At 60.6% G+C, this 21,358-nt stretch carries 17 protein-coding genes and 1 pseudogene; 11 read left to right on the top strand and 7 right to left on the bottom strand.

Going from position 1 to position 21,358, the window contains the following annotated elements; genetic code table 11:
- Positions 1–13 precede the first annotated feature (13 nt).
- The gene (locus V0R60_RS05130) at positions 14–1,357 is read left to right on the top strand and encodes an OprD family outer membrane porin (RefSeq protein ID WP_330079086.1); all 1,344 of its coding nucleotides are present in this window, start codon (positions 14–16) and stop codon (positions 1,355–1,357) included.
- A 39-nt stretch (positions 1,358–1,396) separates the two neighbouring features.
- Here V0R60_RS05130 and V0R60_RS05125 read toward each other — a convergent pair whose 3' ends face one another.
- The 3 genes and pseudogenes from V0R60_RS05125 to V0R60_RS05115 form a co-directional block, all read right to left on the bottom strand.
- Positions 1,397–2,143 carry an enoyl-CoA hydratase gene (locus V0R60_RS05125; RefSeq protein ID WP_330079087.1) on the bottom strand — a complete coding sequence of 249 codons (747 nt, stop codon included), beginning with the start codon at positions 2,141–2,143 and terminating at the stop codon, positions 1,397–1,399.
- Between the two features lie 30 nt (positions 2,144–2,173).
- Positions 2,174–2,763 (bottom strand): annotated as a pseudogene (locus tag V0R60_RS05120) (cupin domain-containing protein); the annotation flags it as partial.
- Between the two features lie 72 nt (positions 2,764–2,835).
- On the bottom strand, positions 2,836–4,785 hold the full coding sequence (locus V0R60_RS05115; RefSeq protein ID WP_330079088.1) for an oxidoreductase: 1,950 nt from the start codon (positions 4,783–4,785) through the stop codon (positions 2,836–2,838).
- A 185-nt stretch (positions 4,786–4,970) separates the two neighbouring features.
- Here V0R60_RS05115 and V0R60_RS05110 point away from each other — a divergent pair, with 185 nt between their 5' ends.
- From V0R60_RS05110 to V0R60_RS05080, 7 genes are all read left to right on the top strand, one after another.
- The gene (locus V0R60_RS05110) at positions 4,971–6,008 is read left to right on the top strand and encodes an ABC transporter substrate-binding protein (RefSeq protein ID WP_330079089.1); all 1,038 of its coding nucleotides are present in this window, start codon (positions 4,971–4,973) and stop codon (positions 6,006–6,008) included.
- 72 nt (positions 6,009–6,080) lie between these two features.
- Positions 6,081–6,842, top strand: coding sequence for a class II aldolase/adducin family protein (locus V0R60_RS05105; protein ID WP_136475951.1), 762 nt, complete (start codon positions 6,081–6,083; stop codon positions 6,840–6,842).
- 95 nt (positions 6,843–6,937) lie between these two features.
- Positions 6,938–7,582 (top strand): TetR family transcriptional regulator C-terminal domain-containing protein, encoded by a 645-nt coding sequence (locus V0R60_RS05100; RefSeq protein WP_136475952.1) that lies wholly within the window; start codon positions 6,938–6,940, stop codon positions 7,580–7,582.
- A 71-nt stretch (positions 7,583–7,653) separates the two neighbouring features.
- Positions 7,654–8,370 (top strand): response regulator, encoded by a 717-nt coding sequence (locus tag V0R60_RS05095; RefSeq protein ID WP_136475953.1) that lies wholly within the window; start codon positions 7,654–7,656, stop codon positions 8,368–8,370.
- 5 nt (positions 8,371–8,375) lie between these two features.
- Positions 8,376–9,149, top strand: a complete 774-nt coding sequence (locus tag V0R60_RS05090; RefSeq protein ID WP_330079090.1) for a substrate-binding periplasmic protein — start codon at positions 8,376–8,378, stop codon at positions 9,147–9,149.
- A complete protein-coding gene (locus tag V0R60_RS05085; protein ID WP_330079091.1) occupies positions 9,146–11,401 on the top strand; it encodes an ATP-binding protein in 2,256 nt (751 codons plus the stop codon). The genes V0R60_RS05090 and V0R60_RS05085 overlap by 4 nt, the downstream gene beginning before the upstream one ends.
- A gap of 202 nt (positions 11,402–11,603) precedes the next feature.
- The gene (locus V0R60_RS05080) at positions 11,604–13,007 is read left to right on the top strand and encodes an amino acid permease (protein WP_136475956.1); all 1,404 of its coding nucleotides are present in this window, start codon (positions 11,604–11,606) and stop codon (positions 13,005–13,007) included.
- A 63-nt stretch (positions 13,008–13,070) separates the two neighbouring features.
- Here V0R60_RS05080 and V0R60_RS05075 read toward each other — a convergent pair whose 3' ends face one another.
- Both V0R60_RS05075 and V0R60_RS05070 read right to left on the bottom strand, forming a co-directional pair.
- On the bottom strand, positions 13,071–13,400 hold the full coding sequence (locus tag V0R60_RS05075) for a hypothetical protein (RefSeq protein WP_136475957.1): 330 nt from the start codon (positions 13,398–13,400) through the stop codon (positions 13,071–13,073).
- Between the two features lie 181 nt (positions 13,401–13,581).
- On the bottom strand, positions 13,582–14,916 hold the full coding sequence (locus V0R60_RS05070; RefSeq protein ID WP_136475958.1) for an MFS transporter: 1,335 nt from the start codon (positions 14,914–14,916) through the stop codon (positions 13,582–13,584).
- 161 nt (positions 14,917–15,077) lie between these two features.
- Here V0R60_RS05070 and V0R60_RS05065 point away from each other — a divergent pair, with 161 nt between their 5' ends.
- Positions 15,078–16,178, top strand: a complete 1,101-nt coding sequence (locus V0R60_RS05065; RefSeq protein ID WP_330079092.1) for a sugar diacid recognition domain-containing protein — start codon at positions 15,078–15,080, stop codon at positions 16,176–16,178.
- A 103-nt stretch (positions 16,179–16,281) separates the two neighbouring features.
- On the top strand, positions 16,282–17,433 hold the full coding sequence (locus tag V0R60_RS05060) for a glycerate kinase (RefSeq protein WP_330079093.1): 1,152 nt from the start codon (positions 16,282–16,284) through the stop codon (positions 17,431–17,433).
- On the opposite strand, the gene V0R60_RS05055 is transcribed toward V0R60_RS05060, so the two are convergent.
- Positions 17,423–18,376 carry a site-specific integrase gene (locus V0R60_RS05055; RefSeq protein WP_168198462.1) on the bottom strand — a complete coding sequence of 318 codons (954 nt, stop codon included), beginning with the start codon at positions 18,374–18,376 and terminating at the stop codon, positions 17,423–17,425. The two genes, V0R60_RS05060 and V0R60_RS05055, sit on opposite strands and share 11 nt — an antisense overlap.
- An 87-nt stretch (positions 18,377–18,463) precedes the next feature.
- Complete coding sequence (locus V0R60_RS05050) at positions 18,464–19,447, bottom strand: flavin reductase family protein (protein ID WP_136475962.1); 984 nt, start codon at positions 19,445–19,447, stop codon at positions 18,464–18,466.
- 197 nt (positions 19,448–19,644) lie between these two features.
- On the opposite strand from V0R60_RS05050, the gene V0R60_RS05045 reads away from it, so the two are divergent.
- Complete coding sequence (locus tag V0R60_RS05045; RefSeq protein WP_330079094.1) at positions 19,645–21,354, top strand: FAD-binding protein; 1,710 nt, start codon at positions 19,645–19,647, stop codon at positions 21,352–21,354.
- Positions 21,355–21,358: the final 4 nt, after the last annotated feature.

Raw genomic sequence — 21,358 nt, 5'->3', positions numbered from 1 at the left:
AGGTTTGTTTGAAATGGATGTTCGTTTATTGCTGCTGGGACTGGCCAGCGGTTGGGCATGGCAAAGTAGCCTGGCACATGGCGTGGAGGCCGGTGGTTTGCTTGCCGACAGTCAACTGGATCTTGATCTGCGCCACTATTACGCCTATCAGCACACCCAGCGCTCGACTTACCTGGGGATTCAGAAACCCGGCCGGTTGCAGCCCACCCGGGTACGTGAAACCTGGGTGCAGAGCGCCATGCTGGGCTGGCGCTCGGGCTATACCGCGGGTGTCGTCGGCTTTGGATTGGACGCCAGCGTGTTTGGCGCGGCGAATCTTGAGCGTGGGCACGGCAAGGTCGCCAACGGCGCTGATCGGGTGCTGGTTGATAGCGCCGGTGATGCGCTATCCACCTGGAGTCGATTGGCTGTGGCCGATGTGAAGGTGCGCCTGCGTGATACAGAGCTCAAGGTGGGCCGGGTGATGACCGAAAACCCGATCCTGCGTTACAAGGACAACCGCGCCCTGCCTTCGAGCTTTCAAGGCGTGGCGCTGTACAGTCAGGAGGTGGAAGGTGTGTCACTGCAGGCGGGCAGCTTCCAGCGCGCAATACCGCGCACCGGTACGGGCAGTGAGCGCCTGACGACCACCTTCGGTAACCGCCAGTACTCGGGCGAGCGCATCAGTTATCTCGGCGGCCAACTGAAACTGGCCCAAGGTGCGCAGATGAGTTTGTACGCTTCGCGCTTCGAAGATATGTGGCAGCAGACCTACCTCGGAGTCGGCCAGCAGGTCGGTGATCGCGCAACCCTGGCTCTGAAAACCGCGTTCAATTACTACCACACCGAGGATCAGGGGGCGCAGCACCTGGGCTATATCGACAACGACGCTTACAGCCTGGCCCTTGGCGTGGCCCACCAGGCGCATAGCTTGACCCTGGCTTGGCAACAGATCTTCGGTGACGAGTACTTCGACTACGTCTGGGAGTCGACGGGCAACTACATGGCCAATTCGCTGTACTCGGATTACAACGGACCGAACGAAAAGTCCTGGCAGGTGCGCTATGACCTGGACTTCGCACCACTCGGGGTACCGGGGCTGAGCATGAGCCTCTGGCATGCCAAGGGCTGGAGCATTGATGGCAGTCACTACCGCGGCGATCGCAAGGGCCGTAATACCGGCTATAACGTGCGCGGGTTGGATAACGCCAGCCATGCCGAGAATGGTTTGATGCTGGCGTATGTAGCGCAATCAGGGTGGCTTGAACGCTCGGTGTTTCGCACCATCGTCTATAACCACCGTGCCGAGGGGGGGCAGGTTGATGGCAGTTATGACGAGGTACGGTTGGTGATCAATGTACCGGTGAAAATATTCTGAGCGCGGGGCAAGCCCGCTTTCACAGTTAATCCGGCAGGTTCAGTCCTTGACCAGCGCGCGCAGTGCAGCCTGGGCTTGCGGGGTGTGCAAACGCTCGATGAACAGCAGGCCTTCGCGGCGCACGCAAGCGTCCAGCTCTTGGCGGTGTGTGTCTTTGAGCAGGCGCTTGCTGATCCGCAATGCCTCTTGCGGCAGGCTTTGCAGGCGTTGGGCCAATTGCACAGCAGCGTTCAGGCACTGCTCGCCATCGTCATGCAGTTCGTTGGCCAACCCCCATTGCAGCGCCTGTTCACCATTGAGTAACTCGTTACACAACAACAACCGCGCAGCACGTGCATGGCCAAGCAGCCGTGGCAGCAACAGGCTGGAACCGAATTCCGGGCATAACCCCAGGGGAACGAATGGCATGCGCAATTTGGCTGTACGGCTGACCAGCACCTGGTCGCAATGCAGTAGCAGGGTAGTGCCGATACCAATGGCAGCGCCCGAAACCGCAGCAATCAACGGCTTTTCCAGCGCCATGACAATGCGCATCAGGCGAAACACCGGGCTGTCCATGTCGCAGGGTGGATTGTCGAGAAAGTCCTTGAGGTCATTGCCGGCGCTGAAGCACTGGGCACCGCCGGTGATGATGATGACGTCTACCCGTGCGTCCCCATCGGCCGCCAATAGCAGGTCGGCCAGTTGGGTATACATGGCACTGTTCATGGCATTAAGCTTGTCTGGCCGATTGAAGGTCAGGGTCAGCAAGCCGTTGTTCAGGTCGTGAATTATCAGGTTGTTCATGGCAAGCCTTTGTTGTTCTTGTCGTTGGATTCAGAAAGTGGGTGGTGTGATCACCCAGATCACTACGGCATCGACTTCACCTGGGTTGCCGTAACGGTGCGGCTCCTGGCTGGAGTAGCTGAAACTGTCGCCTTCGTTGAGCTGGAAGTAACGTTCGCCCACCCAAAGCTCGAAGCTGCCGGACAACAGATAGCCGGCTTCTTCGCCATCGTGGCTGTAGCTTTGTTGGCTGTAGGTGCCAGGCGGGAAGCGTGAGTGGAGCATCTCCAGCTCGCGGTTGGGCTGCGGGGTCAGCAACTGATCAACGATGCCATCTTCGTAATGCACACTCAGGCGGCTGTTCTTGCGCACGACATAGCCGTTGTCCTGCGGGTCGGTGCTGGTCTCGCTGGCAAAAAACCACTGAATGGTCACGCCCAGGCTGCGGGCGATGTTGAACAGCGCCGGAATCGAAGGGTAGGACAAATTGCGTTCTAGCTGGCTGATGTAGCCAGCGGTCAGCTCGCTCTGCCGGGCCAACTCCGCCAGGGTCATGCCCCGGCGTTTACGCAGGCCGCGAATGCGGGTGCCGAGAAACTGCGGGGCACCAGTGCCATCCTGATGGGGGACGGCGCTGGCGTGCGGCATCTTGCTGCTGTTGCTCATGGGGTGCTCCGAACCGCACGCTGCAAAGCCCCGGAGTATAAACAGGCTCAGAGCGTCCAGGCGACCTTCAATCCTTCGTAGATGGCCTCTTCGGCGGTGCGCGGGGCCAGGCAGTCACCGATGCGCTTCACTTCTACCAGGCCTGCAAGCTCATCGACCAAGGTATCGACCGGCTGATGGCCCTGGCACAGCACCAGGGTATCGATGTCCTCGACGATCATCGGCTCGCCGCTGGCGGTGTGTTGCAGGTACACGGTGTTGTCATCGCACCCGTAAAGGCGGGCGTAAGGGGTAATGTTGATGCCAAGTTTATGTAGCTCTCCGGCCATCTGGTCGCGCACGTACAGCGGCAGGCTTTCGCCGCAATGCGTACCGTTGACGGCCAACTGCACCCGATGCCCGGCACGTACCAGGCGTTCGGCAATGCCAGGGCCGATCCAATCGCAGCGCCAGTCCACCACCAACACCGAGCGGCCAAGGCTGACTTCTTCACGCAGCACCTGCCAGGCGTCGACCACCTGCAGCTCCCCACCGCGTTCGAAGGCTGGCCAGTAGGGTTCGGCACCGGTAGCTACGATTACCACATCCGGTTTTTCACGTTCGACCAGGGCACGATCCACGCGAGCGTTGCGTACCACTTCGACGCCGGCCAGTTGCATCTCCCGTTGCAGATTGGTGCTGGCGCCGCCGAATTCGGCGCGTCGCGGCAGCAATTGCGCCAGTTGCACCTGGCCGCCCAATTGCGCACGGGCTTCGTACAGGGTGACTTCATGCCCGCGCGCGGCGGCCACCGCGGCGGCCTTCATACCCGCCGGGCCGCCCCCGGCAACCATTACGCGTTTGCGCACCGGCGCTGCTTGCAGCTCGCCGAATTGCTGTTCCCGCCCGGTTTCCGGGTGCTGAATGCAGGAGATCGGCAGGCCGCGGTGAAAGTGGCCGATACACGCCTGGTTGCAGGCAATGCAGGCGCGAACATCCTCGGCATGACCACTGTCGGTCTTGTTCGGCATCTGCGGATCGCAGATGAGTGCACGGGTCATGCCGCAGACATCGGCCTGGCCACGGGAAAGAATCAGTTCAGCCTCCTGGGGCTGGTTGATACGCCCGGTGACGAACAGCGGAATTGCCAGGCTGGCCTTGAAAGTGCCAGCTTCCCGGGCCAGGTATGCCGCTTCGATGGCCATCGGCGGGACGATATGCACGGCGCCGCCGAGCGAGGCCGAAGTGCCCGCGACGATATGCACATAGTCCAACGCTGCTTGCAGCGCCTGCACCGCGGACAAGGATTCGTCTTCACTAAGGCCTTCGGCATCGCGCTCGTCGGCGCTGATACGCAGGCCGATGATAAAGTCAGGCGCGGTCGCGGCGCGCACTGCAGCAATCACTTCACGGACAAAGCGCAAGCGCTGCTCAAGCCCGCCGTTGTAGCCATCGGTGCGCCGGTTGACCCGCGGGTTGATGAACTGCGCGGGCAGATAGCCGTGGCTGGCGACCACTTCTACGCCATCGAGCCCGGCCTGGTGCAGGCGGCGGGCGGCATCGGCGTAGCCTTGGACGATTTCGTCGATCATCGCCTGGTCCAGGGCGCGCGGCATGACCCGGAAGCGTTCATTGGGCACCGCCGAGGCTGAGTACGCCACCGCCAGCAGGCCATCGCTGGATTCCATGATTTCCCGCCCGGGGTGAAAAATCTGCGATAGCACCACGGTGCCATGGGCATGGCAGGTGTCGGCCAGGCGCCGGTAACCCTCGATGCAGGCGTCGTCGGTGGCCATCAGCACGTGGGAGGTGTAGCGCGCACTGTCGTGCACCCCGGCCACTTGCAGCACGATAAGGCCGACACCGCCTTCAGCGCGGGCCTTGTGGTAGGCAATCAGACGTTCATTGACCAGGTTGTCGGTGGGGATCGAGGTGTCGTGCCCGCTGGACATGATGCGGTTCTTCAGGCGTTTGCCACGGATGTGCAGCGGTTCGAACAGGTGCTTGAAGGTCGACATGGGGTACAGGCTCCAGCGGTTTGTAGTTTTTATTTTTCTATAAAAGTGTACCGTAAGTAAAAAATCAACTTGTTTTTTTACTAGCCATTGACTAGTTTTCGATTCACCCCGAGTCCTGGGGCGTACCTCACCAACAACAAGAAAAAGGACCGCCTCCCACGCGGTACCAGCATGAGGAATCACCGATGACATCGAATCTGCTCAAACTCTCACCCTGGCTGCTTGCCCTTGGTCTTGGCAACGTCCAGGCGGCGCCGGACATGGTCGTGGTCGCTTACGGCGGTGCCGGCCAGAAAGCTCAGGATGCGGCGATCTTCCAGCCATTCAGTGCCCAGGACGGCAGTAAACTGATTCAGAGTGAGTACAACGGTGAAATGGCCCGGATCAAAGTGATGGTCGATACTGGCAACGTCGACTGGGACCTGGTGCAGATCGAGGGTCCGGACCTGATGCGCGGCTGCGAGGAAGGCATGTACGAACATCTCGACTGGGCAAAGATGGGGCATGCCGAACAACTGATTCCAGATGCCGCCCAGGAGTGTGGCTCGGCGGTGCTGGTGTGGAGCGTGGCGATTGCCTACGACCGCAATAAGCTGGCTCAGGCGCCCACCTCATGGGCCGACTTCTGGGATGTCCAGAAAACCCCCGGCAAGCGCGGTCTGCGCAAGCGTGCGGTGTACAACCTGGAATTTGCCCTGATGGCCGACGGGGTCAAGGTCGAGGATGTCTACAAAGTGCTGGCGACCAAGCAAGGTGTCGATCGGGCCTTTGCCAAACTCACTGAGCTCAAGCCCTATATCCAGTGGTGGGAAGCCGGTGCGCAGCCGGCGCAGTGGCTCAGCGCCGGTGACGTGGTAATGACCTCGACCTACAGCGGTCGGGTTGCGGTCGCGGCGCAGCAGGGCAGCCCTATGGCGCTGGTCTGGCCAGGTAGCCTGTATGGCATGGACTACTGGGCGATCATCAAGGGGTCCAAGCATGTCGATCAAGCCAAGCGCTTGATTGCCTTCGCCAACCAGCCTGATACCCAGGTGCGTTATGTGAATGAAATTCCCTATGGGCCGACCAATACGGTAGCAGCCGCGAAGCTGGATTCGATCCTGGCCAATTGGGTACCTACCTCCAAGCAAAACCTTGAGGGGGCCTTGGCGATGAACGTCGAGTTCTGGGTCGACCACGGTGACGAACTGGAAGAACGCTTCAACGCCTGGGCCAGCAAGTAAATGCCGATGGCTGGACACCAGCCGGTGTCCAGCCCTATTGTCTGGCCAGCCCTTTGCCTGAGAACAACAACAATGAATCCGACTGAAACTGAATTGCGCTTGCGCGAAGAACTGGCGGCCTGTTACCGGCTGATCGCGCACTTTCGCATGACCGATTTGATCTTCACCCATATCTCGGTGCGTATTCCCGGCCCCGAGCATCACTTCCTGATCAACCCCTATGGCTTGATGTTCGATGAAATCAGTGCCTCCAACCTGGTCAAGATCGACCTGCAAGGCAATGCCGTAGAGCCCTCGGCTTATCCGGTAAATCCTGCAGGCTTCGTCATCCACAGCGCCATTCATGGTGCCCGGGAAGATGCCCAGTGCGTGTTGCATACGCACACCAAGGCCGGTTGCGCGGTAGCGGCGCTCCAATGCGGGCTGTTGCCGGTCAACCAGATTTCCATGGAGTTCTACGGCAGGGTCGCGTATCACGACTATGAGGGTGTAGCCCTGGACATGGACGAGCAGCAGCGTCTGGTACACGACCTTGGCGACAAATCGGTACTGATGCTGCGCAACCACGGCCTACTGACCGTGGGGGAGAGCGTCAGCCAGGCGTTCCTGCGTATGTACTATCTGGAAAAAGCCTGCGAGATCCAGCTCGCGGCGCAAGCTGCGGGAGAGATCGTGTTGCCGTCGGACGCGGTCTGCGCCCATACCGAGCGCCAGTTCAACGAGCCAGCCCGGGTGCTGAAGCAAGGGGAGTTGAGCGATCCGGATGGCATGCAACTGGCGTGGGCGGCGTTGCTCAGGCTGCTCGATAGAGTGGCACCGGGCTATCGCGACTGAGTGAGAGTTGTTGTACAGTTGTTCAACAGTGTCGAGGGGCTTGCGCCGGAGCGGGCCTGCCTCGCGATCACCCCCATTCCCCACGAGACCCGCCGATGTCCCAGGAAGCCCGTTACAGCCGTATGGTGCCGGAGTTGCGCAAGGCCAACCTGGTCGAAGCAACCTTGGTATGTTTGAAACGCCATGGTTTTCAGGGCGCCTCCATTCGCAAGATCTCGGCCGAGGCGGGCGTGTCGGTGGGGCTGATCAGCCACCACTATTCGGGTAAGGATGAATTGGTAGCGGAAGCCTATATGGCCGTTACCGCCCGGGTCATGGGGCTGATCCGCGAAGCAATGGCCCAAGCCGCACCCAACGCACGCGAGCGCCTGTCGGCGTTCTTTCGCGCATCGTTCTGTGCCGAATTGCTCGACCCGCAACTGCTCGATGCATGGTTGGCATTCTGGGGCGCGGTGAAGACCGCCGAGGCCATCAATCAGGTGCACGATCACTCCTACGGTGAGTACCGCAACGAGCTCGGTCGCTTGCTGGCAGACCTTGCCAGACAGGAAAACTGGCAGGCTTTCAATGCCGATCTGGCTGCTATCAGCCTGAGCGCCTTGCTCGACGGTCTATGGCTGGAGTCCGGGCTCAATCCCGGCACCTTCACGCCCGAACAAGGTGTGCAGATTTGCGAGGCATGGGTCGACGGTCTGCAAGCGGGGGGGCGTAAGCGTTTTACCCTGACCGAGGGCTGTTGATCGATTGTTCAGTAATGGGTACGCTGCTGTCGCGAGTTAAATAACAACGACTATAAAAGAGACAACACGCAATGACGCCTCGGGTACTGATCGTCGACGACGATCCGCTTATTCGCGACTTGCTGCACGCCTACCTGTCTCAGGAAGGCTACGACGTTCACTGCGCCGACACCGCCGAGCAAGCCGACAGTTTTCTCGCCAGCCACAGTGTTGACCTGGTTATGCTCGATATCCGCCTGCCGGGTAAAGATGGCCTGACCTTGACCCGCGAGCTGCGGGTGCGTTCGGAAGTCGGCATCATCCTCATCACCGGACGCAACGACGACATCGACCGCATTGTCGGCCTGGAATGTGGTGCCGATGACTATGTGATCAAGCCGCTGAACCCCCGTGAACTGGTATCACGGGCCAAGAACCTGGTGCGCCGCGTTCGCCATGCCCAGGCTTCGAAACCGCTGGCTGCCAGCAGCCATGCGCTGAAACAGTTCGCCGATTGGGCACTGGACACCGACCGCCGCCGGTTGATCGACCCCCAGGGTGGCGAAACGCTGCTGACCCATGGCGAATTCCAATTGCTCAGCGTGTTCCTGCGCAACAGCGGCCACACCCTGAGCCGCGACCAATTGATGGACCAGATCCGCAACCGTGAATGGGTGCCCAACGACCGCTCCATCGACGTGCTGGTCGGTCGCCTGCGGCGCAAGCTGCATGATGATCCGGCTGAGCCACACCTGATCATTACCATTCACGGCGCCGGCTACCTGTTCACCGCCAGCGTCGCGGCCTGACCAGCATGCTGCGCTGGTGGGGCCTGGTAGTCCTGTTGCTGGCACCGTTGCTGCAGGCTGGCGAACGTATTCGCTATTGCGACTACCCAGTGTATCCACCGATTTCCTGGAGTGACGGCAAGCATGTGCGTGGGCTGGCGCCAACGGTGGTGCGCGAGTTGTTCGGGCGCCTGGGCTACGAGGTCGAGATGGTCGTGCTGGGCAATTGGAAGCGCTGTCTACTCGACGCCGCCGAGGGCCGCGTGGACGTGGTGCTGGCCTACAACAGTGACCAGCGTGATCAGAACATGCGCTTTTCCAGGGTGCCGGTGCTGCGCGAAGAAGTCGCGGTGTTCGTCAACCGTCAGCGGCCGGTGAAATTCGAACGGCTGCAGGACCTGGCGGGCTACCGCGGGGGCTTGTTGTTCGGTGAAAGCTACGGCGCACAGTTCGACCAGTTCGTTGCCAGGCAGCAGAACATCGAATGGGTGTCGTCGAGCCAACAGAATTTCGGCAAATTGATTCGCGGGCGGATCGACTTTGTCATTCAGGAACGTCGCACCGGGCAGTTGTTCATCGAACACCTGCCGGGTGCCGAAAATATTCAGCCGCTGCCAGCCGCCCTGAGCGTGGATTACCTGCGCGTTGCAGTTTCGCGTCACTCACCCTTGAGTCAGCATATGGCACAGATCGATGAGCAATTGCAGCGCATGACCGACGCGGGCGAGATCGAACGCTGGCTGCATCAGAGCGAAGTAACCTACCGTGACATGACCAACTTGCCGGCAGATGCGCGATGATCCGCCTGCAGCCTGATGGCCTGTTGCGTCGGCTCCTGCTGTTTATCCTCTTGTTCAGTTTATGCTTTACCGTCGTGGCCAGTACGGTTCAATTGTATTTTGAGTACCGCCGTGAGATGCGTGACATTGATGCCCGCATGGCGTTGATCCGCGTCGGCTACCTGGCCAGCCTGGAACGTAGCTTGTGGGACCTCAATCAGGAGCAGATCAGTGTGCAATTGCGTGGCCTGGTGGACTTCTCCGACGTGGCCCGGGTGCGTCTGATAAGCAGCGATTTTAACCTGCTCCAAGGCGAGGCCAACCCGCCGGGACCGCTGCGTATTGAGCGATTCCCGCTCGACTTCCAGCCGCCCTCGGGGCCTGTGCGTCACCTGGGTGAGCTTGAAGTCAGCATCGACCTGGGCGCTGTGCATCGACGCTTGTTCGCCACCGGACTCACCAGCCTGTTATGGATGAGTGTGTTTCTGTGCGGCCTGGCGGTGGCCTTGTCGGGGCTGTTCTATCGGTTGGTCACCCGTCACCTGCAGGTCATGGCCGAGTTTGCCCGCCGCGTCGGGGCCGGTGGCTGGCAGGAGCCGTTGCGCCTGGACAAGCGGCGCTCGGCGCGTTTCGATGAAATCGACACCGTAGCGCATGCTCTGGACGACATGCGTCGGGCCATTCTCAGTGATATCGAACGGCGCGAAGTCGATCGTCTGGCGTTGCAGGACAAGCGCGATGAACTGCAGAAAATGGTCGAGCGGCGTACTGCCAGTCTCATGCGCGCCAAAAACGAGGCAGAAGCCGCGAACCTCGCCAAGTCACGCTTTCTGGCGACCATGAGCCACGAACTGCGCACCCCTCTCAATGGCATTCTGGGCATGGCCGAGCTGTTGCGTGGTGCCGAGCTGGAGGGGCAGGACAGCAAACGTCTGGATGCTTTGTACAAGGCCGGCGAAGGGTTGCTCACCATTCTCAACGAAGTGCTGTACTTCGCGCGTCTGGAGGAAGGCGAAAGCCATCCTGAATCTGTCGATTTCTCTCTGCGTCAGCTGTGCGACGAGGTCATGACCTTGCTCGAACCCAGGGCGCTTGCCAACACCAGTACGCTTGGATGTGACATCGATACGAGGCTGGCGGCACGCCAACATGGCGCCGAGCAATTCCTGCGTCAGGTATTGAGTAACCTGCTGGCCAATGCGATCAAGTTCACCGAGCAAGGCCAGGTCAACCTTGAGGTGAGGGTGCTCGGCGAGCAAGACGGCGAGCAACAGCTGCGGGTGAGTGTCACCGACAACGGTATCGGGATTGCCGAGGCCATGCAGGCGAAGATCTTCGACCGCTTTACCCAAGCCAGCGAAGCCGTGGCGCGGCGCTACGGCGGTACCGGCCTGGGTCTGGCGATCAGCAAGCACCTGGTGGAGCAACTGGGCGGTAAGATCGGCTTGCACAGCGTAGAGGGGCAGGGCAGTTGCTTTTGGTTCGAACTTAGCCTTGCCCCCGGACAGCAACAGGCGCTGGCACTGCCAGTGGCGCCTGTAGTTGCTGCCCTGGATGTGCTGGTCGTCGAAGATGTGGCGTTGAACCGAGATGTGGTTCAGGGATTGCTCAAGCGCGATGGCCATCGGGTCTGGCTGGCAGCGGATGCGGAGCAGGGCATGGCATTGTGCCGTCAGCAGCGATTCGATCTGATCCTGCTCGATGTGCATTTACCCGGTATCAGCGGTGTCGAACTGTGTCGCCGGCTACGTGCAACGCCGGGGCTGAACCGTCATTCACGTATACTGGCGCTGACTGCCAGTGTACAACCGGCGTTGGTGCAGGGGTTCCTTGAGGCGGGTATGCAAGGGGTGCTGAGCAAACCACTGAAACTGGAAAATCTGCGCCAGGCACTGGCCGCCGAGGGGCCTCTGCCTGAAGCGGATGTCGAGGACCAGGACCTCGACCAGTCGCTGTTACAGACCCACCGAGAACTGCTCGGGGAACAAAAACTGCAAGGGTTGCTGGCGGTGTTGCAGGGCTTGATAACCCAGCACCAAGGCGTGCTGGCCGAGGCGCTGGCAGCGCAGGACTGCACCGAGGTTGCGCACTTGGCCCATCGCCTGGCGGGCAGTAGCGACTCGCTGGGGTTCTGTGGCCTGGCGCGGATGTTGCGCGCCCTGGAAGAGGCGGCAATGGCACGTGACATAATAGCGCTCGAGCGTTTGCATGAACCGCTACTCGCGCAGATTCAGCGAGCCCTGCAGTTGTTGGAGCAGTTGCTTCGACGCTGATGTACAAAAAACTTACGACTTTTTACATCTTCGATCTTTACGTACAACCGCACCTTACATTGCTTTCCAATAATCGACGCTAACCGCTGCACGCGGTCTTCGAAGCTTATTGGAGATAATAATAATGAACTGCCGTATAGCTGATCCGTCCCCGCGCCACCGTATTTCCCTTTCGCTTTTGCGCCACTGCTGAGGTGCCGACATGAGCGAATCAACCGATCGTAAAGGCATACACCTGACGCGGGCTCTTAAGAGCCGACACATTTTCATGCTGTCGCTGGGCGGTGTGATTGGCACCGGCCTGTTCATGGGCTCGGGGGTGACCATTAACCAGGGCGGGCCTGTGGGGGCGATCCTGGCCTACCTGGTGGCAGGTTTCCTCATGTATCTGGTGATGGTCTGCCTCGGCGAATTATCGGTGCAGATGCCGGTATCTGGCTCATTCCAGGCCCACGCCACCAAATACATCGGTCCGGCCACCGGCTTCATGATCGGCTGGGTCTACTGGATGAGCTGGGCGACCACGGTCGGCCTGGAGTTCACCGCCGCTGGCATGTTGATGGTGCGCTGGTTCCCCGAGGTCCCGATCTGGTACTGGTCGGCATTGTTCGTGGTGGTGCTGTTCGGCCTCAACGCCCTGGCCACGCGCGCCTTTGGTGAGGCGGAGTACTGGTTCTCGGGCATCAAGGTCGCGGCGATCCTGGGCTTCATCATCGTCGGTGTACTGGTGATTTTCGGTGCTATCCCGCTGACCAGTGGTGAGCCGGCACCGATGATGAACAATCTGATTGGTGATTCACTGTTCCCCAACGGCTTATCGGCAGTATTCGCCGTGATGATGACCGTGGTCTATGCCTTCCAGGGGTGCGAGATCATGGGCGTGGCGGCCGGTGAAACCGACCAACCGGAAAAAAGCATTCCACGTGCGGTACGCAACGTGGTGTTTCGCGTGTTGATCTTCTATGTGTTGGCCATTGTGGTGCTCTCGGCCATCGTTCCGTGGCAGCAGGCCGGTCTGATGGAAAGCCCGTTCGTGCAGGTGTTCGACATGGTCGGCATCCCTTACGCGGCTGACTTGATGAACTTCGTGATCCTCACGGCGATTCTCTCGGTGGGCAACTCCGGGTTGTATGCCTCGACGCGTATTCTCTGGGCGATGTCCAAGACGGGCATGGCGCCCAAGAGCTTGTCGCCGCTGAGTAAGCGAGGTGTGCCGTTGCGGGCGTTGAGCATTACCCTGTGCTTTGCCCTGGTGTCGCTGATGACCAGCTTCATCGCGGCCGACACGCTGTTCATGGTGTTGATGGCGGTAAGCGGAATGTCGGGTACCGTGACCTGGATTGTCATTGCCCTGGCGCAATACCGGTTCCGCCGTGCCTTTTTGGCTGAGGGTGGCAAACTGAGCGACCTCAAGTACCGAGCGCCGCTGTACCCGCTGGTACCATTGCTGTGCATCACGTTGTGCAGTTCGCTGTTCGTGTTCCTGGCACTGGATGAGACACAGCGGCCGTCGCTGTACTGGGGTTTTGGCTTCATCGCCGTGTGCTACGCGGCGTATTTCGTCATTAACCGCAAACGGCAGGTGGTGTTGGCGCCTTCGGTATAACGCCGGTATGACGGCGGTGTTCGATCAAACGGGCTCCGCCGTCGCCGTTGTCTTGGGTAACTGTCATCCTTGTTTCTGGTCTTCTGTCAGCCCGTTGAACCAGTCCACATAGGGTGTGTTCTCGATCTTGTAGCGGTTGTAGTCGGGGGCGCCGTCAGTCCACCACACGGGGCCTCGCTCTCCCAGGGCAACCTTGGCGGCCTGCACTTGTTTGCGCGCGTTGGTGAGCAAGGGAGCGTCATGGGTTGCCTTGGCTTGTCTGATCTGGCGGCGGGCGCTCATCAGGCTGTCGACGAGTCGTTGGCGCTGCTCCTGGGACAAGCCGGGGTTGCTGCATCGCCACAACTGTCCCTGGATGACGAGGTAGCGACGGTCGGGAGTGATTGGAAACATCGCAGGATACTCGCAATGGGCTATCTATCATCAGAACGGATTAGCCGATGATTAATTCCATTTCTGATAGCGAACCACCCGTTCGAGCATTGGCGTAACGACCGTGGCAAGGTGATGTTCGAGTAAGGGCAAGTGCTGAACAAGCAGGCCGGTCCACCACGACCGGCCTCTTTAGTCACCTTCAGTTAGCCTGTTCGCCCACTGTGCCGAGCGTGCGCACGCGTGATACGCGCAATGCCACCAGGCTGCCCACCACGATCAAGGCGGCCAGCGAATACAGCGCTGCATCGGTTGAACCGGTTTGGTCCTTGATGAAACCAACCAGGTACGGGCTGAGGAAGCCTGCCATCTGCCCGACCGAGTTGATGATTGCCAGCCCTGCCACCGCAGTGCCGGCACTGAGCAAGGCGGTCGGCATCGGCCAGAACATGGGCAGGCCGGTGAGGGCGCCCATGGTGGCAATGCTCAGGCCGATAATGGCAATCACCGGGTTATGCGCGAAGTTCACCGCAATCAGCAGCCCCAGCGCGCCCATCAACATGGGCACGACCAAGTGCCAGCGTCGCTCGTTGCGCAGGTCTGCCGAACGGCCCACCAGCAGCATGAAGACCCCCGCCAGCAAGTAAGGAATCGCGCTCAGCCAGCCAATCAGCAAGGCGTCGCTGAAACCCAGGCTCTTGATGATCGATGGCAGCCAGAAGTTGATCGCATACACGCCGCTCTGGATGCAGAAGTAGACAAAGCCGAAAGTCCAGATGATCGGGTTGCTGAACACCGACAACAGGCTGTCGCTGGTGGTCACTGGTTTGCTTGCCGCATCGGCGTCAAGGTCGCTTTTGATGAGCTGACGCTCAGCCGGGTTCAGCCACTTGGCGGTGGCGTAACCGTCGCTGAGCAGGAAGATCGCAAGGAAACCAAGCAGTACGGTGGGCAGCCCCTGGATCAGGAACATCCATTGCCAGCCGGCCATGCCATGTTGGCCGGCGGCGAAGTGGTTGAGGATCCAGCCGGAAAACGGACCGCCCAGCAAGCCGGAAACCGGGATCGCCGACATGAACAGAGCCATGATCCGACCACGGCGCGTGGCCGGGAACCAGCGCGAGAGATACAACACGATGCCGGGGAAGAAGCCTGCTTCAGCCGCACCGGTAAACAGGCGCAGGGCATAGAATTCCATCGGTGTAGTTACAAACAGCAGGCAGGTCGATAACGTGCCCCAGACAATCATCATCAACGCAATCCAGCGTCGTGGACCAAAGCGGTTGAGCGCCAGGTTGCTGGGCAGGCCGCATGCCACATAGCCGATGAAGAAGATCCCGGCGCCGAGGCCGTAGATGGTTTCGCTGAACTTCAGAGCATCAAGCATCTGCAACTTGGCAAAACCGACGTTCACCCGGTCCAGGTAGTTGAACAGATAGCAGATGAAGATGAAGGGAATCAGTCGCCAGGTAATGCGCCGGTAAAGGGCATTGCGGGCGACGTCTTGGCCTTGGTCAGGGGCAGAGCTGTATGACATGATTCTCTCTCTGTTTTTATGTTTATCGCCGCAGTCAGCGTCAATGTGGCTGCTGCGACGAGTCTCAGTGAGCGGGCCGTGGCTGTCTTTGTGCTTTTGCACAGCAAATCGACTGACCTGCTGTGCCCCGGACCAACTGTTGCGATAACAAGGATCCTCTCATGTTCGAACTGGACCATGATCTGGCGCAGGATATCGTCGATCGGGCGATGGCCATACTGCCGTGTAACGTCAACGTCATGGACAGTCAGGGCCTGATCCTCGGCAGCGGCGAGCCGGAGCGCATCAACACCCGCCACGAGGGCGCGCAGCTGGTGTTGGCCAATGGTCGCATCGTCGAACTTGATGTCGAGGCCGCCAAATGCCTGAAAGGGGTGCAGCCGGGAATCAATGTCCCCTTGTTGCTCGACGGACGCTTGATGGGGGTGCTGGGGCTTACCGGTGACCCGCAGCACCTGCGAACCTACGCGCAACTGGTGTGCATGACCGCGGAAATGCTCCTGGCTCAGCGCCACCTGCAGGTGGAGCAGCAATGGCGACGACAACGCTGTGACGATCTGCTCGCGTTGTTACTGGGCGGTTCGGGCGATTCGCCGCGTCTGCTCGACGAGGCCCGCCAGTTGGGGCTCAAGCCGCAACTGGCGCGCGTTCCATGCCTGTTCGAACTGGACAACGGGCCTGCAGCCGAAGAGTTGGCCAGCTGGTTGATGAGCCGTTACCCCGACAGTTGGTGTGTGAGCCCGGCGCGTCACTCATTGCTATGGTGCCGCCCGGCCAATGTTGCCATGGACGAGTCGCGGCTGCTGGAACGGTTGCAGCGTCATGGCTGGCAGGTGCAGCGCCTGGCAACAGGTCTGCCCGCCCAAAGCATCGAACAATTGCGCCGCGGCTATCGACGCGTGCGAGACCTGCTGGCCTATGGTCGCGAAGTGGTGCCGGGCGAGCAAACGCTCACGCTGCAGCGTTACCGGCTGCCGGCATTGCTGTGGCGCCATCGCAACGATGATGCCCTGGATGAGCTGCTCGAACCCCTGCAACGCATCCGCGCCAAGGACAACAGTGGTCAGCTACTGGCGACACTGCGCGCCTGGTGCGCCCATGACGGGCAAAGCCAGGCCTGTGCCGACGCCCTGGGAATTCACCGCAACAGTTTGCGTTATCGCCTGGAGCGTATTGCCGAACTCAGCGAGGTCGATCCGCTGCGCCTGGACGGCATGCTGAGTTTGTACTTGGGCTTGCAACTGCTGCCGGTAAACGCCTGATTGGCAAACTGCCCAATGCACATATGCAGCTTTTGTGCATCCGCCAGAAGCCCGCGCACGCGCTAGCTGTCAGCATGCAACGAACTGGAGCAGGAGAACCCCCATGAAAATCGTCATCGCCCCCGACTCGTTCAAGGACAGTCTCAGCGCTGAAGGTGTGGCAGATGCCATCGCCTTGGGTCTGGCCCAGGTCTGGCCTGACGCGCAGTTGCTCAAGCGGCCGATGGCCGATGGTGGTGAAGGCACCATGGAGGCAATTATTGCGGCCTGTAGTGGTGAACTGCGTCGTCAGCACGTACAAGGCCCGCTGGGCGAGACAGTGCAAGCCGGCTGGGGCTGGTTGGCCGACAGCCACACGGCGATTATCGAAATGGCCCAGGCCAGCGGCCTGCAGTTACTCGGCCTTGGACAGCGTGACGCGTGCCGCAGCAGCACCTTTGGCACCGGCCAGTTGATCAGCGCTGCCCTCGATGCCGGTGCGCAGCGGATCATTCTGGCGATCGGCGGCAGCGCCACCAACGACGGTGGCAGCGGCATGCTCAGGGCCTTGGGCGTGCGCCTGTTCGACGCGCAGGATCAGGCGCTGGCCGAGGGTGGCCTGGCGTTGAGCCAACTGGCGCGCCTTGATGCCAGCGCGCTGGACCCGCGCTTGGCCCGGGTGCAGTTGGAGGTTGCTGCCGATGTCGACAACCCGCTGTGCGGCAGCAATGGCGCGTCGGCTATCTTCGGCCCACAGAAAGGTGCCAGTGCCGAACAGGTGCTGTCGCTGGACAAGGCCTTGGGTCACTTTGCCGACCACTGCGCAGCATGGCTCAACGAAGACGTGCGTGACTTTCCAGGCTGCGGCGCCGCCGGCGGCATGGGCTTTGCGGCAAAGGCGTTCCTGCAGGCGACCTTCCGGCCGGGTATCGACGTGGTCGCAGAGTTGGCCGGCCTGGAATCGGCCGTGCAAGGCGCTGATCTGGTGATTACCGGGGAAGGGCGCTTCGATGCGCAAACATTGCGGGGCAAAACACCCTTCGGTGTCGCTCGGGTTGCCAAGCGCCACGGTGTACCGGTGCTGGTCATCGCCGGAACCCTGGGAGAAGGTTACCAGCAATTGTACGGCCACGGCATTGATGCAGCATTCGCTGTAACCAGTGGGCCGATGAGCCTCGAACAGGCGTGTGGTAATGCCGCAGAGTTATTGCGGGATCGTGCTGGCGATGTTGCGCGCTTGTGGTCGTGTGCCCATCAATCAGCGTCTAACCGATGATTGCAGGCTGCTCGAGTGGCTTGTCGAGCACAGCCAGTTCGCCGAAAGAGGCCGAGGCATCGATGTAGCGCAACGCCGACTTGGCGTCTTTCCAGCCGACGTAGCTCATCAATGCCTTGATCTCCCAGCCGTTGCTGGTAGCCCAGGTGGCAAAGCCGCGGCGCAACGAGTGGCTGGTATATGAAGAAGCCGAGATCCCGCTGCGTTCCAGGATGCGCCGCAACAAGGCGATCAGGCTGTTGCTGTTGAGCGCAGCCTCATTCAGGTTGCCCCAGCGATCGAGTTTGCGGAACACCGGGCCGTGCGCGATGCCTGCCACTTCGATCCATTGCAGGTAGGCCTGCACTGGACACAGCACTTTCAGTGCTGGCGCCTGATGGCGAGTGCCGAGTGCCTGGCGGTCAGCTTTGCTTCGTGGCAAGTAAATGTGCATGCCTTTGCCGGCCTGAGCTTGAATATGTTCGACGTGCAGACGAGCCAGTTCATCGCCGCGAAAACCACGCCAGAAGCCGATGAGCAATAACGCCACATCGCGTCGAGCCCGCAACAGCTCGGGCAGGTGGTGACGCTCGCGGGCCTGGCGGGCTTCTTGCTCCAGGAACGCAATGGCTTGCTGCAAGTGCTGGATTTGCAACGGCGCCGCTTGCCGGGGTTCGGCCGGGTGCAGGGTTCGAATACCCTTTAGCACCTGGCGTACCACCGGTGCCTTGGTCGGATCGGGAAAACCCTGGCTGACATGCCACTGCCCAAGCGCCGCCAGGCGCTGTTTGAGGGTACTGATTGCATGGGTGTCAGCGTGGTCGGCCAGGTAGCGGGCAATACTGTCGGCGGTGGCGGGAAGAAAGCCACCCCAGCTTACTTCGAAGTGCTGGACCGCCGCTTGGTAACTGCGTCGGGTGTTGTCGCGGGTGGCCGCCTGAAGATAGCGCTCGATGGTGTTCATTACCCGCCTCGGTGCTCGAGGCTGAAAATGAGAGGCCTCGAGCGCCATGCATTGTAAAACAGTTGCGGGCCAAGCGGTGAGTGCGCGTCAGCGCGGCGCCCACAAGTCGGGCAGACCTGGGTCGCTGACCACGATCAGACGCTTGAGCAACACCTTCAACGCCTGAGCGTCAGCCGGGCCCAATTTAACTGACAAATCCTCCTCGACCAGCTTGGCCAGGGCCAATTGTTGCAGCGATGCTTCGCGGCCGTTGGCGGTAAGCACAAAGCGCTGTTGGCCTGGACCCCCTTCAATGGCTACCAGATTCTGTCGCTCAAGGAAGCGCATGCTTGGCAGTGTCACTTCGTGACCGGTGTAGTTCACGAAGGTGTTGATCTCTTCCAGACTGAGGTTGTCGCGGATGCACAGTACCGAAAGAATGAAAAACGCCTGTTCATCCAATTGTTGGTTGTTCAACAACAGGCGCAAAGCGTTGAGCAACTGATAGTGCGCGCGCCCCAGCAAATAGCCAAGCAGGTCTTCGGTGTAGCTGCACTCGGGCGGCGGTGGGGTAGTAGCCAGGCGCAGTTCGCTGCGCGGTTTGCGCATGGCCAGGGCGTACTGGCCGCTCTGGAACGCCAGCGGCGCACGCTCACTGTGATCGAATGCCAGCACCTCGCCGACAAAAATCACGTGATCGCCGCCTTCGTACTGGAACGCGGTGCGGCACTGAAAGCGCGCGGTGCAGTCCTGTAGCAAGGGGGCTTCGCTGATGCCGCTGTCGAACTGGATTTCGGCGAACTTGTCCTCGCCCTGAGTGGCAAAACGGCCAGACAGCGACTCTTGTTCGGTAGACAGCACGTGCACGTTCCAGTGTTTGCCGGTGCTGAATACCGGCAAACTGCGGGCTTTTTTCGACAAACTCCAGAGCACTAGCGGCGGATTGAGCGATACCGAGTTGAAACTGTTGGCGGTGATTCCCACTGGCGAGCCGTCTTCGGCCTGGGTGGTGATGATAGTGACCCCGGTGGTGAACGTGCCCAGCGCATTGCGGAAGGCTTGAGGGTCGAAACCGATGTTTGGCGTAGCCATGACATGTCCTCATGGGGTGGGATTTCGTGGTGCCAGTATTGGGCGCGGGTCTTGTCTACACATCGTCTTAATGGACTAACGCTTTTTACCGTTGAGGCCAGCCCTGCGCGGCGTTGCATCTAGTCCGCTTTGACGATGAGCACGGTCTGCGCCGGGTCGATGATCCACACTGAATTTCAGCCAATGGCATAACAACAATGACTGCTCAAGTTCAGGCTCCAACTGTCTATGACGTGATTGTGGTCGGCTCAGGCGCTGGGTCGATGGCCTCGGCGGTGTTTCTCGCCGACCAGGGGTTGCGCGTGCTGATCGTGGAAAAGAGCGACAAGTACGGCGGCACTTCGGCGATTTCTGGCGGCGGGATCTGGATTCCCAACAATCATTACTTCGCCCGCAAGGGTGGCAAAGACAGTGCCGAACTGGCCTTGACCTATTTGCAGGCGGCCGCAGGTGATCAGGTGGACGAGGGGCGCTTGCGCGCCTACCTCGACAACGCACCGAAGATGATTGAAACCCTCACCCGTACCAGCCGAGTGCGCTATGCGGTGGCCGACAAATACCCGGATTACTACCCGCACCTTCCAGGTGCCTTGCCAGGTGGCCGCACCCTGGACCCTGAGTTGTTCGACACCAGTGAACTGGGCGAGGAACTGGACCACCTGCGCAAGCCTTCACCCACCACCTTGCTCATGGGGCGCATTGCCTGGACCGCACGCGACGCCCACAAGGCCATGGCCCGTGGTTTTGGTTGGCAATTGCTGATTCTCGGTTTGATGCTGCGCTACAAACTGGACTTCAAATGGCGGCGCAAAAGCAAGTACGACCGTCGCGCGGCGCTGGGCAGTTCGCTGGTCGCTGCGCTGCGGCGCTCGTTGATGGACCGCAATGTGCCGCTGTGGTTGAACACCGATTTCACCGGTTTGCTTAGCGATTGCGAGCGCATTGCTGGCGTCAACGTGATGCGAGACGGGCAGCCGCTTACGCTTCGGGCACGTCTTGGGGTCATCCTCGGCTCCGGTGGCTTCGAACAGAACCAGGCATTGCGCGAACAGTACCTGCCGCAGCCTACGCGCATGGCCTGGAGTGCAACCCCGCCGGGCAACAATACCGGCGCAGCGCTGCAGGCCGGGATCGCCCAGGGCGCGGCAACAGCGCTGATGGACTGGGCGTGGTGGGCGCCAACCATTGCCGTACCGGGTGAGGACAAACCACGTGGCATCTTTGCCGAACGGGCATTCCCCGGTGCCATTGTGGTCAATGGCCACGGCCAGCGTTTCGTCAACGAGGCCGCGCCGTACCTTGAGTTCGTCGACGCTATGTACCGCGACAACCAGGTAACCGGTGGCCACAGTGTGCCAGCCTGGGTGATTTTTGACGGCCACTTTCGCCAGCACTATGCCATGGGCCCGCTGATGCCGGCACAGGTGATGCCCGACAGCCGCTTGCCCAAGGAGTGGCGCAACACCCTGTACTTCAAGGCCGAGACCTTGGCCGAGCTTGCTCGGTCGATCGGTGTAGACGCTGATGGCCTGGAGAATACCGTGGCCAAGGTCAACGACTATGCGCGCAACGGTACAGACCCGGACTTTGGCCGCGGCGGCAATGTCTTCGACCGCTATTACGGCGACAGCAATATCAAACCCAACCCGTGCTTGGCGCCGCTGCGCAAAGGGCCTTTCTACGCCATGCGCATGGATGCGGGTGACATTGGCACCAAGGGTGGCCTGTTGACCAACGCCGACGCCCAGGTGGTACGCGAAGACGGCCAGCCGATCGACGGCTTGTATGCCATTGGCAACTGCTCGGCCTCGGTGATGGGCACCAGCTATCCCGGTGCCGGCGGCACCCTGGGGCCGGCGCTGACCTTCGCCTTTATCGCCGCCAACCACCTCGCCAGCCAACGTTAGGAGC

Origin of the sequence: Pseudomonas auratipiscis (assembly GCF_036324085.1) — a bacterium.
Classification (GTDB): domain Bacteria; phylum Pseudomonadota; class Gammaproteobacteria; order Pseudomonadales; family Pseudomonadaceae; genus Aquipseudomonas; species Aquipseudomonas auratipiscis.
This window is presented reverse-complemented; position numbering and strand designations above follow the sequence as displayed.

Coding starts and splice junctions, on each gene's coding strand:
- V0R60_RS05130 (WP_330079086.1), top strand. CDS start 14: ATGGATGTTCGTTTATTGCTGCTGGGACTGGCCAGCGGTTGGGCATGG.
- V0R60_RS05125 (WP_330079087.1), bottom strand. CDS start 2,143: ATGAACAACCTGATAATTCACGACCTGAACAACGGCTTGCTGACCCTG.
- V0R60_RS05115 (WP_330079088.1), bottom strand. CDS start 4,785: ATGTCGACCTTCAAGCACCTGTTCGAACCGCTGCACATCCGTGGCAAA.
- V0R60_RS05110 (WP_330079089.1), top strand. CDS start 4,971: ATGACATCGAATCTGCTCAAACTCTCACCCTGGCTGCTTGCCCTTGGT.
- V0R60_RS05105 (WP_136475951.1), top strand. CDS start 6,081: ATGAATCCGACTGAAACTGAATTGCGCTTGCGCGAAGAACTGGCGGCC.
- V0R60_RS05100 (WP_136475952.1), top strand. CDS start 6,938: ATGTCCCAGGAAGCCCGTTACAGCCGTATGGTGCCGGAGTTGCGCAAG.
- V0R60_RS05095 (WP_136475953.1), top strand. CDS start 7,654: ATGACGCCTCGGGTACTGATCGTCGACGACGATCCGCTTATTCGCGAC.
- V0R60_RS05090 (WP_330079090.1), top strand. CDS start 8,376: ATGCTGCGCTGGTGGGGCCTGGTAGTCCTGTTGCTGGCACCGTTGCTG.
- V0R60_RS05085 (WP_330079091.1), top strand. CDS start 9,146: ATGATCCGCCTGCAGCCTGATGGCCTGTTGCGTCGGCTCCTGCTGTTT.
- V0R60_RS05080 (WP_136475956.1), top strand. CDS start 11,604: ATGAGCGAATCAACCGATCGTAAAGGCATACACCTGACGCGGGCTCTT.
- V0R60_RS05075 (WP_136475957.1), bottom strand. CDS start 13,400: ATGTTTCCAATCACTCCCGACCGTCGCTACCTCGTCATCCAGGGACAG.
- V0R60_RS05070 (WP_136475958.1), bottom strand. CDS start 14,916: ATGTCATACAGCTCTGCCCCTGACCAAGGCCAAGACGTCGCCCGCAAT.
- V0R60_RS05065 (WP_330079092.1), top strand. CDS start 15,078: ATGTTCGAACTGGACCATGATCTGGCGCAGGATATCGTCGATCGGGCG.
- V0R60_RS05060 (WP_330079093.1), top strand. CDS start 16,282: ATGAAAATCGTCATCGCCCCCGACTCGTTCAAGGACAGTCTCAGCGCT.
- V0R60_RS05055 (WP_168198462.1), bottom strand. CDS start 18,376: ATGAACACCATCGAGCGCTATCTTCAGGCGGCCACCCGCGACAACACC.
- V0R60_RS05050 (WP_136475962.1), bottom strand. CDS start 19,447: ATGGCTACGCCAAACATCGGTTTCGACCCTCAAGCCTTCCGCAATGCG.
- V0R60_RS05045 (WP_330079094.1), top strand. CDS start 19,645: ATGACTGCTCAAGTTCAGGCTCCAACTGTCTATGACGTGATTGTGGTC.